At 41.2% G+C, this 16111-nt stretch carries 11 protein-coding genes, 1 rRNA gene and 1 pseudogene; 7 read left to right on the forward strand and 6 right to left on the reverse strand.

Going from position 1 to position 16111, the window contains the following annotated elements; translation table 11 throughout:
* Both rrf and H6G83_RS33195 read left to right on the forward strand, forming a co-directional pair.
* Positions 1-112: ribosomal RNA gene (rrf, locus tag H6G83_RS36565) — 5S ribosomal RNA — on the forward strand; the annotation flags it as partial.
* A 347-nt stretch (positions 113-459) separates the two neighbouring features.
* A pseudogene (locus tag H6G83_RS33195) lies at positions 460-933 on the forward strand (RNA-guided endonuclease InsQ/TnpB family protein); the annotation flags it as partial.
* Positions 934-1227: 294 nt separating this feature from the next.
* On the opposite strand, the gene H6G83_RS33200 reads toward H6G83_RS33195, so the two are convergent.
* The 4 genes from H6G83_RS33200 to H6G83_RS33215 form a co-directional block, all read right to left on the reverse strand.
* Positions 1228-1503, reverse strand: a complete 276-nt coding sequence (locus H6G83_RS33200) for a hypothetical protein (RefSeq protein ID WP_190480168.1) — start codon at positions 1501-1503, stop codon at positions 1228-1230.
* Between the two features lie 277 nt (positions 1504-1780).
* A complete protein-coding gene (locus H6G83_RS33205; RefSeq protein ID WP_190480170.1) occupies positions 1781-3370 on the reverse strand; it encodes a B12-binding domain-containing radical SAM protein in 1590 nt (529 codons plus the stop codon).
* 243 nt (positions 3371-3613) lie between these two features.
* Entirely contained in the window at positions 3614-3934 is a 321-nt protein-coding gene (locus H6G83_RS33210) for a hypothetical protein (protein ID WP_190480172.1), read from the reverse strand.
* A gap of 517 nt (positions 3935-4451) precedes the next feature.
* Complete coding sequence (locus tag H6G83_RS33215) at positions 4452-4736, reverse strand: RNA recognition motif domain-containing protein (RefSeq protein WP_190480173.1); 285 nt, start codon at positions 4734-4736, stop codon at positions 4452-4454.
* Between the two features lie 627 nt (positions 4737-5363).
* Between H6G83_RS33215 and H6G83_RS33220 the strand changes: the two genes are divergently transcribed.
* Positions 5364-5918, forward strand: a complete 555-nt coding sequence (locus H6G83_RS33220; protein WP_190480175.1) for a pentapeptide repeat-containing protein — start codon at positions 5364-5366, stop codon at positions 5916-5918.
* Between the two features lie 256 nt (positions 5919-6174).
* Positions 6175-10398 (forward strand): chemotaxis protein CheB, encoded by a 4224-nt coding sequence (locus tag H6G83_RS33225; RefSeq protein ID WP_190480176.1) that lies wholly within the window; start codon positions 6175-6177, stop codon positions 10396-10398.
* A gap of 49 nt (positions 10399-10447) precedes the next feature.
* Here the strand turns inward: H6G83_RS33225 and H6G83_RS33230 are convergent, their stop codons facing one another.
* Together H6G83_RS33230 and H6G83_RS33235 are read right to left on the reverse strand one after the other, a co-directional pair.
* Positions 10448-11932: a UDP-N-acetylmuramoyl-L-alanyl-D-glutamate--2,6-diaminopimelate ligase gene (locus H6G83_RS33230; RefSeq protein ID WP_190480178.1), complete on the reverse strand. Its 1485-nt coding sequence runs from the start codon at positions 11930-11932 to the stop codon at positions 10448-10450.
* Between the two features lie 32 nt (positions 11933-11964).
* Positions 11965-12252, reverse strand: coding sequence for a glutaredoxin family protein (locus H6G83_RS33235; protein ID WP_190480180.1), 288 nt, complete (start codon positions 12250-12252; stop codon positions 11965-11967).
* Between the two features lie 162 nt (positions 12253-12414).
* Here H6G83_RS33235 and H6G83_RS36155 point away from each other — a divergent pair, with 162 nt between their 5' ends.
* The 3 genes from H6G83_RS36155 (at position 12415) to dacB (ending at position 15927) form a co-directional block, all read left to right on the forward strand.
* Positions 12415-12543, forward strand: coding sequence for a hypothetical protein (locus tag H6G83_RS36155; protein WP_277876482.1), 129 nt, complete (start codon positions 12415-12417; stop codon positions 12541-12543).
* A gap of 153 nt (positions 12544-12696) precedes the next feature.
* Positions 12697-14094, forward strand: coding sequence for a DICT sensory domain-containing protein (locus H6G83_RS33240; protein WP_190480182.1), 1398 nt, complete (start codon positions 12697-12699; stop codon positions 14092-14094).
* Positions 14095-14463: 369 nt separating this feature from the next.
* Positions 14464-15927, forward strand: a complete 1464-nt coding sequence (dacB, locus tag H6G83_RS33245; protein ID WP_190480184.1) for a D-alanyl-D-alanine carboxypeptidase/D-alanyl-D-alanine endopeptidase — start codon at positions 14464-14466, stop codon at positions 15925-15927.
* The last annotated feature ends 184 nt before the right edge of the window (positions 15928-16111 follow it).

Below are 16111 nucleotides of genomic sequence, written 5' to 3' on the forward strand. Positions count from 1 at the left end.
GCCTATGGTGCATTGGTCCCACTCTGAACCCATCCCGAACTCAGTTGTGAAACTCTGCTACGGCTACGATAGTTTAGGGGTTGCCCTACGCCACAATCGCTCGGTGCCAGGTTCTTTATTTGAAAAGAAATACCCAGATCATGTGATTAGCATAATCTGGGTATTTCTTTTGTTAATGTCAGATAGGGGTACTTTTTTTGAGTCTCATCTTGATTGTTCCGCATCATTGCTGATTTTTTTCTCCCCCTATGCTGATATTTTTGCCAGATCATGCATTAATGGGTTTGGCAAAATATGCCCCGGATTTTTGGGCATGGAGAAAAAGAGTATTTTATTTTCAAACAGTCCAGTCTACTCAAGAGTCGGCTATTGATACTAAGTTGGGTTCAGAGGTAGTATTCTGAGATTAGGAAACTGGGTTACATATATGATGATTTAGGAGAATGGGACAAAGCGATCGCAATCAAAAAAGCCAGCATACGGCATTCTAAAAAGCTAAAAGGTTCATCCAATAGGGAACGAGCAAGGAAGAATCTAGTACGCAAGTATGAGGATATTTCTAATCGTCGGCGTGACTGGTTCTGGAAACTAGCCCATGAGTTAACCGACAAGTTTGATGTTCTCTGTTTTGAGACTTTAAACCTTCAAGGAATGCAGCGACTTTGGGGGAGAAAAATATCAGATTTGGCTTTTGGTGAGTTTATACAAATACTAGAATGGGTTGCCAAAAAGAAACATAAACAAGTTGTGTTTATAGATCAATGGTATCCATCTACTAAGACTTGTTCTCATTGTGGGCATATTCGGAAAAAAATTGATTTGTCTGTCAGACTGTGGCGTTGTCCAGAGTGTCAATTAGTACATGGGAGAGAAGACAACGCCGCATGTAATATTCAAGCAGTCGCTGATTTGTTCGTTGTTGATTCTCAATAAAAACATGGTTTTAGCGAGAAGACAAGGTGCAAATTTGTCAAGCCCCATGAAAAACTGAGTTGGCAAGATACTTACTAAGCAAGGGTTTTAAGATTGTAAAGAAAGATATGGGTAATGGATAGCCTTTTAGGGGAGAGGAATGGAAGTGGGGTTTTTCAGATCCCGTGAAAAGTCAGGTGTGAGACAAATTCACATCTATAGCGCCCGATAGATTAGGACATTATCCAATCTTAAAACTTTTCCTTTCAAGGACTTTCAGCCCTGTCACCTGTCACCTGTCCCCTGTACCCTAATCTATAACTGTGCTTGAGCATTTTGGGGAGGTTCGTCTGTATTCTGAACTTCTCCATTTTGTTCTCTCAGCCATTTTTGGATGCGCTTTCTTTGTAATTCGCAAACTTGGACGCTGGCTACTGTCAATGCTTGGCGGGGAAAGATTTCTCGCAGGTCAGCTAGCATATCCGCAGAAGTACAAAATTCTAAACATTCGGCAATATAAGCCATAGAATCTAAACACAACCATTCTTGAGTCGCCTGTAGCTGACAGATTTTAAGCTTTGTGGTTTCCATAAGTTTGGTTATGTCATATACCCAGATTCCCGCCATCAATTTTACTGCATATTTTATCGGGGTTAATTATTTTTGGAGAAAAGTAATTTGAATTAATAGTGATATCATGTCCGCCTAATTAGTTGTAATTCGGTGCATCTGTGCAAAAAGGTGAAAACTCTTTCTCCCCCAGCCCCCTTGCAGTCTTAATGATAAGTCTTTTACCGGACAAGATATGATTTCTACCACCATTAAAACCGTACTCCACACCGAATCAATGTTCTAGAACCAAACCGTTCTATTTAACAAGCATTGGTTCTGGCTCAGGTAACACGGACACTTTGAGTGGGTCGTAGCCTAATTGTTGAGTAATTCGTTCCCTAGCTAAAGCGCGGTACTCCCAAAAATGCTCTCCAGCAGCGCATAGCCCTAAATACATATTGAGAACTTGAGGCTTTGTCAACAAAATTGCTCCTAGTTGTTGCCAGAATTGCCCACGAATTTCAGGTCGCCGTAAGCCTTGATGCCAGATTAACTGAGTAACGAGCCGCAAACCTTTACCTGGAGAAAATTGCATAGTTTGCTTTCGCTGCTCTAGCGAGCCAAGACTCAGGCATTGTTGAAAACAGCGTTTGAGATAGTGGCTGGGTTCGTATAACAGCCATAAGCCTTCTACATACTCTCTAGCGATTTCATCAACGGAGCGGGTGGGGATGAAATTCATTAAGGTATTTTGGTCGCCCACTTCAGTACCGCCAATACCCTTACTCTCTAATAAACGCTGCTCTTGTTGCAGACGGTTCCATAAAGCAGTATTAGGCAAAGCTTGCAGGATACCTAACATCGGTTGAGGAATACTGGTTTGTTCTACAAAAGCTTGTATTCGTTCTCCAGCGCCTGGGCGTTCTCCATCAAAACCAAGGATAAACCCTGCGTAAATTAGCATTCCGGCTTCATTGATTTTGCGACAGGCTTCCACAAGAGGGTGGCGAGTATTTTGCAGTTTTTGTGTTACTTGCAGGCTGTCTTGGTCTGGAGTCTCTATGCCGAGAAAAACTGCATAGAAACCTGCTTGATTCATTAATTGCAACAGTTCTTCATCTTCAGCCAAATTCACAGAAGCTTCTGTGATGAAGGTGAAGGGATAGTTGTGCTGCTTCATCCAAGGAATTAACTCTCGCAGGAGGCGTTTGACGTTACGCTGATTGCCAATAAAGTTGTCGTCAACGATGAACAGTGACCCACGCCAGCCTAAATCATAAAGAGCTTGTAACTCGGCTATGGTTTGCTGAGGTTCTTTTGTGCGTGGTTTGCGACCGTAGAGTGTAATAATATCGCAAAACTCGCAGTTGAAGGGGCAACCGCGAGAAAATTGGATAGCCATCATCAAGTAAGCGTCCCGTTGCAGCAAGTCAAAACGCGGCATCGGGCTTTGGGTGACATCAGGTTTTTCTAGGGAGCGAAATATTCCTTGTTCTTGGCCTTGGTTGAGGGCTTCTATAAATTGAGAGACTGTCAACTCGCCCTCATCCAAAATTAAATAATGCGCTCCAGAGTTGAGGGCATCTTGTGGTATTGATGTGGGGTAAGGGCCACCAACTGCAACTTTTTTACCTAAGCGCACTGCTTTTTGAATTAGGGCATGAAAATCTGGTTTCTGCACTAGCATTGCGGAAAGGATAACAAGGTCACACCACTGCCAATCAGCTTCTGTTTCTTGATTGACGTTGCGATCGCAAAATCTCATTTCCCAGTCTTGAGGGAGAAGTGCTGCTACTGTAATAATTCCCAAAGGAGGTAAGACGGCTTTGAGTCCGGCGATTTCCATGAAGCGATCATATGACCAAAAAGACTGCGGGAACTGAGGGTAAAGCAATAATACTTTCATAAAATCTTTGTTCCAAAACTTCTGGTATCTCGAACACCCATCAATAGCTAATGTGATCCGTTCTAGAACTTAAATACCCTTCCAAACAAATTAACACCCATAAGTAGCTTTGATACTCTTCATATCTCTACTACAAGTTTAGATATATAGAATATAGAACCAAGACAACTTAACTCTCTCTCTCTAAAGGAATAAGACTACAGCCTAAAAGTTTATTTCTGATTTAGCTGCATCTGAGGCATTTTAGCTATATCTTTCGGTGAAGTGTTTATTAGAAAGAACTACTCCAAAATTTGCCAACAGACAGATGCTTCCTAAACCCAATAAAATGTAAGTCGGAGCCATAACTACTCCTATCATGAACCAAGCAAATACGTGCAGTATCATCAATAGAGCAAAGAAACTGGCAATAAGAGCAGTTTGCCATATCTGAATCGCCGGACGACTCAAAAGCGTCAACATGATTGTTGATAAGGTAGCAAGCAGGTTCAATGGAATGAGAAAGGCACAAATACTAATGCAGTATGTGCTAGAGAAGTGAATTAATGTGTCCAAGTCGAGCATTAGTTTTCTGGCTTATTTACTAGATTTTAATTATGTATGACTTACGCAAGGTTAATTGTTGAGATTGAGTGTAAGGCTTTTGAACATCTACACCCTTACCTGATGCCATTTGACACAAAATATGTTCTGAACTTAGATATATCCCACGTCCCAATCTGGCATTTCTTGATAACAATGGCTACAACGCCAGTAAATACCACTATTACCCATATGACGGAGTAAACCGTATGAACAGCAAGGGCAAATATGGTGACTCCACATAGAGTTCCAGGTATATGTAGTTATATTTCCTTGGCTGTCATCAGTTATAGTATGAGTTAGTAATTGTCTATATCTATTTGATAGAGATGGCATTTTTCTCCTTTATTATTGATATTCGATTTTCTAAAAATATTAATACTAAGACTTACGCACCAAGATGGTTTTTTGAGATTGGGTGTAAGGGTTTTGAACACCTACACCCCTATACCCTTGCCCAAACCCTTGATTTTTCGTCTTCATGCGTAAGTTCTAAATGCTAATGAGTCGAACTGAAATCACAAGAGGCAGAACTTGCTTCTGAGCTAGTAACAGGTGTATTAACCTTCAGGATACGAACTATCCATTCACTACCCAATAATGCTTTCATCGCCAAAGTTTCTTGAGCGAATGTTTCCATTTCTAAGAATGCAAACCCTCTAGGCTTACCAGTTTCCTGATTCATGGATAATTGAACAGTTTTTACATTTCCATATTTTGAAAAGATTTGCTGGAGTTCTTTATATTTCATCTCTCCAGATAAGTTAGTAACATAAACTGACATAAATTTCTCCCGAATTAGGTGTTGTGAAAAAATTTAGATTCGGGAAGGAGACACAGGCTTATCACATAGCCGAAAATGTTTTTCATTAACTCCAACATAACATTGCATTTATAATTGTTTTTGGGAAAAAGTAGCTGATTTTTAGTAAAAATCTTTGTGGTTATAAACGGTGTTATGAACTATTTTTGGCTGATAACTCAAGTTAATAAGTTAATCTTCATCTAGAGGCTGCTTTAATTATGAGAGGAAATGTACTACGCATTTTACGCAATATCAAGCTTTTCATCTGTAATACAAAGATTACTAAAAATATATATCTTAATATTTCTTTACCTTGAACCAACAAGAAAAAACCCGGCTCAACAGTTTTCAGCTAAGCTAGGGTTCGGCTTCTGGTCGTTCTCTCCTCAGACACGTACGCAATTGTACTAATTAACAGTATTAAGATTAGTAATTAATTGCTTACCAAGAGTTGCCACAAGCCAAGGAATAGCCAGCTTCTTGCGAGGGAGAACTGCTCAGGCTTCTTGTTAATAACTGAGAAATATTTACATTAGTTAACAGTAAACTTTTTTATTTAAAGATAAACTTTACTTAACAGATAAAAACAAAAGATTTATTTTTTTTATGGAAACCCAAGAATTTTTGAGCCGATACGCAGCAGGAGAACGGGACTTTAGTCACGTCAATTTAACTCAGGTCTGCCTGACTAAAGCGAATCTGATCGGGGTACACCTGATAGGAGCGCACTTAATTAGTGCAGACTTAAGGGGAGCAGATTTAACTGATGCACATATTAGTCAAGCTAAATTAAATCAGGCAAACCTGGCTGATGCAAGAATGATTGAAGTCTGCCTAATTAGTGCAGAAATGGTGGGAGCAGACTTGAGTGGAGCAGATTTGACTAACGCAAATTTAAGTGGAGCTAACTTAAGTTATGTCAAGCTAGGTGGAGCTAAATTGAGCGGGGTAAACTTAGCTGCAACAGACCTCACCGGGGCGGATCTGAGGGGAGCTGATTTGAGTGGAGCTAATTTAAAGGGAGCAAAGCTAAGTCAGGCAGATTTAGATGGGGCAGATTTAGATGGAGCAGATTTAGATGGGGCAGATATTGATGGGGCAAATATGCGGAGAACAGAATTGGCTGGAACAAAGATGCCTGATGGAACAGTTCACCACTAATATCATGTCCGCTTAAACACTTATCATATTTTTGGGGTTGGTAATTGGTAATTGGTAATTGGTAATTGGTAATGGTAAAAAGCAATTACCTATTCGCTATTACCCATTACCGACCCTAGCAACTATATCGTAAGTAATTAGCCGGACTTGATATAACTGATTTGAGATATACTAATGTATGTTATTGCTACACTGGCGGTAAAACTATTGAATACAGTGGAAAGTTAAATTTTCTAGCATTGTATTCGTTAATACAATGAACCCTAACCAATCTTCTGAGTCATCACCATCGGATTCTATTGCTGTTGAACCATTGACACAGAAGCAGCAAGATAAAAGCAATGAATTATTTCCTATAGTCGGAATTGCGGCTTCTGCGGGGGGATTAGAAGCATTCACGCAGCTACTAAATCACTTACCCCTCGATACTGGGATGGCATTTGTGCTGATTCAGCACTTAGATCCAAATCAGAAGAGCCTGCTAACTGAGATTCTCGCGAAAACAACACAGATGCCTGTCCGCGAAGTGCAGAATGGGATGTTTGTGGAACCGAACCAGGTATATGTCATTCCGCCGAATACGAAGATGACACTGGCTCAAGGGGCGTTGCAACTCATGCCCCGTGAAAAAATTCATGGTAAATATATGCCTGCTGATGCTTTTTTTGCTTCGTTGGCGGCAGAAATAGGAAGCAAAGCCATCAGTGTTGTTTTATCTGGGAGTGATGGAGACGGCGCACAAGGATCAGAAGCAATTAAGGCGGCTGGCGGTATTACCTTTGCTCAGTGTGAAGCATCGGCACAATTCAATAGTATGCCGAATACTGCTATTGCCACAGGTGATGTAGACTTCATCTTACCGCCGGAAAAAATTGCTGAGGAACTAGCAAAGATTGCTCGTCATCCCAACGTTATCCGTCCGACTTCTTCACAAACAGTTGAGCCACTCTCTAAAAGTAAAACTGCTTTGGCGGCAATCTTTGCAATGCTGTTCACAGCGACTGGTGTTGACTTTACGCATTATAAGCAAACGACCTTAAAGCGACGAATTGCTCGGCGGATGGTGCTGTATAACCTGGAAATTATCGAAGATTACGTGAAATATCTGCAAAATCATCCAGATGAAGTGCAAGCACTGTACTACGAAATCTTAATCAGTGTTACCAGTTTTTTCCGCGATCGCGAAGCTTATCAAGCTTTGAAAGAGCAAGTATTTCCGGTAATCTCTAAGGGAAAGTCAGTTGATGAGCCGATTCGGATCTGGATACCAGGCTGTGCAACGGGGGAGGAGGTTTATTCAATTGCCATTTCTTTAATGGAATTTTTGGAGAATGTGTTTCCCAAACCGGCTATTCAAATTTTTGCTACAGACATTAATGAGACAGCAATTGACAAAGCCCGCTTAGGTATCTACAAACCAAACCAAATAGTTGATGTCTCACAAGAACGCCTAAGACGCTTCTTTAATCAAGTAGAGAGTGGCTATCAAATCAGCAAGCCGATTCGGGAATTGTGTGTTTTTGCTAAACAAAACCTCATCAGCGAACCGCCGTTTTCCAATCTGGATCTTATTAGTTGTCGTAATGTGCTGATTTATTTTGAATCTGTTTTGCAAAAGCAGGTGATGCCAATTTTTCATTACAGTCTCAAGTCCACTGGGTTTTTGATGTTAGGTATCGCTGAAAGTGCAGGAGAATTTTCCAATTTATTTACTTTAGTAGACAGAAAAAACAATATTTATACCAAAAAATCAATACCCACACCACTTAACTTTACCTTTGCTACCAGCAACTATCTTGTAGCGAAAATAGTTGCTGATAAGTCGATGAGTCGTCAGACTTGGGATATTGCTGACTTAAATAAACAGGCTGACCAGATTCTTTTAAATCGTTATGCCCCAGTTGGCGTGATGATTAACGACAATATGGACATTGTGCAATTTAGAGGAGAAACCAGTCTCTATCTAAGACCACCCCCAGGAGACCCCAGCTTTAATTTATTCAAAATGGCACGAAAAGGACTGCTGGAAGAGTTGCGTACTACGATTCATCAGGCAAAAAGGCAGAATGTTTCTGTGAGAAAGGAACAGATACAGATGGAAGGGAGTGAGCCATCCAGAAAGGTTAACGTTGAGGTGATTCCATTTCAGCCTGATTCAGGGGAAAGTGGCTGCTTTCTTGTTTTATTTGAAGATGTACCTGCCTTAACAAATCAACAACTGAGCATCAAACCAGGAAATTTAGAACCAGCAGATACAGAGGAAATACTCCGACTTCAACAAGAACTGGCAACCACCAAGCAAGAGCTTGCTGCTACTCAAGAATATTTGCAATTGATTAGTCAGGAGCATGAAGCCACAACTCAACACCTGAAAGTGGCAAATGAAGAAATCCTTTCCAGCAATGAGGAACTACAAAGCACTAATGAAGAGTTGCAAACAGCCAAAGAAGAGGTGCAAGCAACCAACGAAGAACTACATACAACTAATCAAGAACTGCAAAGTCGCAATCTTGAATTACACAACGTCAATAATGACCTGTTGAATTTACTCAGTAGTGTCAATATTCCCATTCTCATACTGACCAACGATTTACGGATTCGGCGTTTTACCCCTACAGCACAGCGTTTACTCAATTTGATTCCGACAGATGTGGGACGACCACTGAGCGATATCCGCTCCACTATTGACGTTCCTAATTTAGATTCATTGCTGATAGAGGTGATTGACACCTTAACTGTCAAAGAACTAGAGGCGCAAGACCAAGAAGGGCGCTGGTACAATCTGCGACTTCGGCCTTACCGAACTACAGAAAATCAAATTGATGGCGTGGTGATGGTGTTGATGGATATTGATGCCCTCAAACGCAGTACCAACCAGTTGCAAGCAGCCCTTGATTACGCTGAAGCTGTGGTGGAAACTGTGCCAGAGCCTTTAGTAGTTCTCAATGCTGACTTACAAGTTATTAAAAGCAATCGGGCTTTTTATCGAACATTTCAGGTAACGCCAGCCCAGACAGAACAGCAACTGATTTTTGAGTTAGGAAATGGTGAGTGGAATATTCCCCAACTGCGATCGCTCCTAGAAAACATTCTCACCCAAAATACTCAGGTTGAAGGTTTTGAAGTAGAACAAGTCTTTGAAAAAATTGGGCAAAAAACTATCTTGCTCAATGCTTATAAAATCTTACAAGCAGGAAATGAGCAGATGATTCTGCTGGCACTTCATGACATTACACAGCAGAAGTTATTTGAGGAAGAACGCGCCCAGCTATTGGCTCAAGAGCAGTCAGCCCGTTTGGAAGCGGAGGAATCTAACCGAGCTAAGGATGTGTTTTTATCTATTTTATCCCATGAACTTCGCAACCCCCTGCAAGTTATTCTGGGATGGTCTGAGTTACTCCAAACTCAAAACCTTGATACCTCTCAAATGAATCGTGCAATTACCACGATCCAGCGTAGTGCTAAGGCACAAATCCAAATGATTGAGGATCTTCTGGATATCTCGCGCATTACGACTGGCAAACTCCGTCTGAATATTGTTCCAATTGATATCACTTCTGTGATTCAGACAGCCCTTGAGGTAGTCAGATTATCGGCAGAAGCGAAAAATATTCAACTTGAATATCAAGTGCAACCCCTGAGTGGACAGGTAGTGGGAGATGCTGAACGCTTGCAGCAGGTAATGTGGAATTTGCTTTCTAATGCTATTAAATTTACTCCTTCTGGGGGGAGCGTTGTTGTCACACTGGAGGAAGTTAATTCCCAAGCCCAGATTCGAGTTAGTGACACAGGTATTGGCATACCTAATGACTTTCTCCCTTATGTCTTTGAGCGGTTCCGCCAGGCTGACAGTAGCAAAACTCGTAATAATGAGGGGCTGGGCATAGGATTATCCCTTGTCCGTTATCTAGTGGAACTTCATGGTGGCACAGTTCAGGCAGAAAGTTCAGGTGTCAACTTAGGGACAACTATGATCGTTAGGCTACCACTGAACGCCAAGATTGAGGAGGATTTTAGCTCTTGTGATGCAGAGGTGATAGATCGTTCCGGCGACGCGGAACTACCCGTTGATTACATTCCTTCCCTAGAAGGCTTGCACGTACTTGCTGTAGATGATGATGCCGTTATACTTCAGTTAACGAAGATGATGCTACAAAATCAAGGGGCTGAAGTAACGGCTGTCACCTCTGCTGATGAAGCATTCTCAATGCTTACAAGCCAACCTGAGATGTATGATGTGCTATTGTCTGACGTTGGGATGTCGAACCAAGATGGCTATAGCTTGATCCGGCGAGTGCGTTCTCTTAGTGCTGAGGCTGGGGGACAAATCCCCGCAGCAGCAATGACAGGGTATACAAGTAGTATTGATATTGAAGAATCGAGGAAAGCAGGGTTTCAAATGCACATTCCTAAACCAGTCGAGCTAAGACAATTGGTATTGATAATTGCCAAATTAGCTGGACGAAATTATTATAAATAGCCTCTAAGGGCTTTAGCCCTAAAAGAAGGACTAAAGTCCTTAGTACAAACTACTTGCCTCTCTCTTGTAGCGCGGCGCGTGCTTGTTCTCGGTCGTCAAAGTGAATTTTTTCTGTACCGAGAATTTGGTAGTCTTCGTGACCTTTCCCAGCTAGGAGTACGCCGTCGCCGGGTTGGGCTTGTAAAATGGCTGTATGAATTGCGGTAGCGCGATCGCCTATAACTAACGGTTGCACTGTATCCGGGATGCCTGCAAGAATATCATCGAGGATGCGTTGTGGGTCTTCGGTGCGGGGGTTGTCTGAAGTGACAACGGCTAAATCTGCTAGCTCGGCGGCGATTTTACCCATTTTGGGGCGCTTGGTGCGATCGCGATCGCCTCCACAGCCAAACACGCAAATCATTCTCCCCGGAATAAATGGTCTAGCAGCTTTGAGTAAGTTTTCTAAGCTATCGGGAGTATGGGCATAATCCACAATCACGCTAATATTTTGGTCAGGGCTAATTTGTACCCTTTCCATCCTTCCGGGAACACCAGGGAACTGTGGGATGCTATTGGCGATGAGTTGTAAATCTAAGCCTAAGTGTAAAACTGCACCCACAGCCGCCAACAGATTTTCTAAGTTGTATTGACCAACCAAGGGCGAACTAAAACTTACCTCACCTTCTGGCGTGTGCAGGGTTCCACTCACACCATGAGAACCATAACTCAAATCACTCATCCACAAGTCAGCGCTGCTATCATTGACGCTGTAACTCCAGACCTTTTGGGGACTCAATGCTTTGATTAATCTTTGACCGTAGGCATCATCAGCATTGATAATTGCTTTACCTTTGAGATAATCAGGACTAAATAACAGTGCTTTCGCAGCGAAATAATCTTCCATATCGCTGTGATAGTCTAGGTGGTCTTGAGTGAGGTTGCTAAATACTCCCACCTCAAAGGGACAACCAAGCACCCTACCTTGTGCTAAGGCGTGGGAACTAACTTCCATAACGGCGAACTCACAACCTGAATTGACAGCTTGTGCTAACTGTTGTTGTAGTTCCACGGCGAAGGGGGTGGTGTGGGTGGCTGTTTGTTCAAACCCAGGCCAACGAGTGTAGAGTGTCCCCATCAAAGCGGTAGATAATTGCGCTTTCTTGAGGAAAAATTCAATCAGATGAGTAGTTGTAGTTTTACCGTTTGTCCCGGTGACACCGATTAGCTTGAGTTTCTGCCCTGGATAAGCATAAAATGCGGCAGCGATTTCCGCACAAGCTTTGGTCATGTCGTTAGCGCTGATGACAACAGCCTCATCATTGGGGGGATTTTTTTGTGCAGCTTGGGAAGAAACGATCGCCGCGATCGCACCGGAAGCGATCGCACTAGGCCAAAATTCTCCCCCATCTACCCGCGTCCCCGGCATTCCTATGAACAAATCCCCCTCACTGCAAGCATGGGAATTAGTCTTAATCCCCTTCACCTCAGCATCCACTAAAGCTTGAGGTATTTCAACACTGTTTACTGTCGCTAGTAATTCCCGCAATTTCATCTTGTGAACCTCGACACACGCCTTTCTTGCGCCTATTCTGCATTATTTTTTTCCCAATTGGCTAAATACTTACGCAACATTTGCTCTAATTGCTGGACGTTAGCACGGGGAGAAGGGCGGGGTAAAGCTTGGGCTGACTCTTCTCCAGGCTTTACCAGATAAAGCACCGGAATCTCATACTCATATGCAGCGAACCAATCTTCACGAGTTGTAATGTCACGAATTTCTAACTCAAAACTCAGATTTTGGATCTGTTCTAGCTTTTCCTGCAATCCCTCACATAAATGGCAACCGGGTTTACTGTATAAAATTAATCGCATTTACTGAATATTACAATCCAAAACTTTTTGCCATTGTAAAAAATACCTGATAAATATATAATTTCAGAAACATAAATTAATTATTTATATTACATATAGTAATAATTAAGATTTTTCTTCTTATAATTTCTTGTATTTGTCTAGCTTTTATGTAAACAATATATGAGAAATATTGTAAATGTCTTCTGCTTGCAGATGGAGATGGGGGACTTGGTAATAGCCATTGTACCCATGACTAATCGCCTGCATCCTCAGAATGCCTTTAATTCTATTGGTCAAGTAAGTAAATAAAAATAAATCAAGCTATATTACGAAACGTAAGTATATATGAAACCCTGACCAATGACTCATAACAGCCCATACTAGTGAACTTTAGTTGACTTGATCTGCTGACAAAAATAATTATTTTTCCTTCCTCTGAATTTTATTGGTTGTGCTGAACTCATGAATGACTCTCTGCATCAAGAATTGTCCGTTTATCAGCTAGCTTTAGGAGTGGAAGCACCTGCTCAAACGGTGACTCTCGACCCAGCTACATTACTATCACTCGTGAGAGCGCAAATAGATTTACTAATTGAGCAGCAACTGAGTACAACTATGTGGGTGAAACTTCCACCGGGAAAAGTTTGGTCTACAGAGTTATTTCGTTATCACTCATCTATGGGTGAATCGAGTTATATTTACAATTGTCATGTTGCCGGGAAAAAAACAGATGTAGAAGCAGAAAATGTCCCATATTTATCTGACCATTATTTTGATATAGAGTTAGTATCTAATCATCAAATTGTCAGGGAATATTTTTTAATAGTATTATCGCCGAAGTTTTGCAGTTTAATTGCAGCTTATAGACCGCGCAAACATAAGATAAACGATTTAGGAAAAATAAATAATCATAAAAATCAACCTTTGATGACTATCACTTCGGTTGATAATAAAGTTATTCAAAATGTATTAGATGGCATCAAAAAAGAGATTTTAAGCAATTCGCAGCCAATTGCAGCAAAAGATTTTATTTGTACAACTGCTTGTGAACCAGCACTTGTTAGCCAGCTTCTCACCAAGCAACTCCAGCGACAAAGTGAACTTAATCGTCGAGTTAGTGTTGAGCGCATAGCTAAATTACAACAGCAAAATCAAGAACTGCAAACAAAAGAGCGGCTAAAAGATGAATATTTAACTAATGTGTGTCAAGAACTGCGTACACCCTTAACGCAGATGAAGACAGGACTTTCGCTGTTAAATTCACCAACGCTGAAACCCAACCAGCGACAGCGCTATTTACAGATGCTAAATACTCAGTGCGATCGCCAAAGTGTTTTAATCACAGGTTTGATGGCTTTAATAGAATTAGAACACAATTTGGAAGATGCAACATTAGAGCTAGTCAAACTTTCTGATATTGTGCCTGGAGTTGTCAGCACTTACCAACCAGTCGCTCAAGAAAAAGGCATTATGCTAGGCTACACCATACCTACCGATTTACCTGCTGTTTGGTGCGTGCATGGTGGCTTGCGGCAAATTATGATTAATTTGCTGAACAATAGTCTAAAATTTACACACAATGGTGGTCAAGTATGGGTAAGAGCTAAGGTAGTAGAAGAGTATGTTCAATTAGAAATTCGTGACACAGGTATCGGTATTGCTGAGAGTGAAATACCCAAAGTATTCGATTGCTTTTATCGTGGGCGATCGGGCATAATTCATGAAACAGATGGTGCAGGTATAGGACTAACAATTGTGCAAAGATTGTTATGGCATTGTGGTGGTTCTATTCATGTTAGAAGCAAGATTAATGAAGGCTCTATTTTTACAGCACAGATGAAAATAGGCAAACAGGAGTGAGAATTTAATTTTCAATTTCATAGGGATGAAATTCAACAGCATCAATAAGAATAACAGGACTTACGCAAGTGTCACAATTGGTGGTTGGTGCGTGACGCTACAAGTCTCATGACTACGTTCAAATATTTTAAGAGCGTCACACACCCTACAGAAAAAATCTGCCAGTTGCGTAAGTCCTACTATTAAAGCATCTCTCCTCTTAAGGGAGAGGTTTGGAGAGGGTTTTTTTAGCCGTCGAACTCACGTTATATTAAGCAGATTTTGAAGCTGTCACCTGTCCCCTGTTACCTGTCCCCTGCTATACTGAGATTTTTTTCAGAAATCAAATCGAATTCCTATATCATCATCAAGTAGTTTAAAAAACTTTGTATGTCCCAGAAAATTTCTCTTAGCTTGATGGCGCTATTTATTAGTGTTCAAGTTACTGTTACCCAGCAGCTAGTTAAAGCCCAAATCCTAACCACACCTACAACTACCACAAAAACAGTCTGTCCGGCGGAACTAGAAACAGCCATAGATGCAATAGTTAATCGTCCTATCTTTAATCGAGTGCGCTGGGGTATTTTAGTAGCACCTCTATCATCAGGACAAACTCTTTACAGTCGGGATGCTCAAAAGTTTTTTATTCCCGCTTCTAATACCAAATTATTAACTACTGCTGCTGCATTACAACAACTGGGGGCAAATTTTCGGATTCGGACTTCAATTTATCAAAATGATGATGGTAATTTAACCATTGTAGGTAGGGGCGATCCTAGCTTGAGCGATACTCAGTTACAAGCTTTAGCACAACAATTAAAAAAGCAGGGTATTACCCAAATAAAACAGTTAATTGCTGATGATAGTTATATTCAAGGGGATATTGTTAACTCGACTTGGCAATGGGAAGATGTACAAGCAGATTATGGTGCGCCAGTTAATAGTTTTATTCTGAATCAGAATGTATTTGGCTTAAAACTTGTCCCTCAAACTGTAGGTAAAACTCCGCAGTTGTTATGGAATGACCCTGGTGAATCACAACAATGGTTGATTGTCAATCAATCTATGACAGTGGCAGCAAATCAACCAAGTTATATTAATGTTACCCGCGATCTAACAGGAAAAATACTACGGATTCAAGGACAAGTTGCAGCTAATTCGGCTCCATATTTAGTAGAGTTGCCTATAGTTGACCCTAATTATTATTTCTTACGGCGTTTTCGTGCTGTATTGGCAACAGAAAAAATTACTTTAGGCAATACATTAGTTGCTAGTAGTGCAGCTAATCAACAAGAATTAGCTGCTGTAGAGTCGCCACCTTTATCTGAATTAGTGATAGAAACTAATCAAAATAGTAATAATTTATATGCCGAGGCATTTTTAAAAACATTGGCTGTGAAACAACCGGGAGTGCAAAATAAAAGTAGTGCTGATATTGGTTTAGAAGTTATTAAAACGACTTTAAATAAATTAGGGGTTGATTCTACAGGTTATGTTTTAGCAGATGGTTCTGGTTTATCACGGCGTAATTTAATCACACCTGAAGCTTTAGTACAAACTTTGCAAGGAATGGCGAAAACACCAGCAGCAGATATATATCGTGCTTCTTTACCTGTGGCTGGGAAAAGTGGTACTTTAAGCAGTCGCTTCCGTAATACTGCGGCTGAGGGTATTGTACAAGCAAAAACTGGGACTTTAAGCGGTGCGATCGCTCTCTCCGGTTATATAAATTCTCCTCAATACCAGCCTCTAGTTTTTAGCATTATGGTAAATCAATCTGAACAGCCTGGAACTGTTCTACGACAAGCAATTGACGAGATAGTTGTCTTGTTAGCACAGTTGAAGTCTTGTTAGGGACTGGGGAATGGAGTGGGGGGAGATGAGGGAGTGGGTGGAGATGAGGGAGTGGGGGGAGATGAGGGAGTCTTTCAAGGGCAGGTTTTTTGTTTAAGCAGAAGAGAAAGCGGTGGGGCTTCTCCAAGATTCAGGGAAGAAGCTACCAACAGGCAAAGGTTGACCAAGTAACAAGGCGACAATG

Source organism: Anabaena azotica FACHB-119, assembly GCF_014697625.1.
Taxonomy (GTDB): Bacteria; Cyanobacteriota; Cyanobacteriia; order Cyanobacteriales; family Nostocaceae; genus Trichormus; species Trichormus azoticus_A.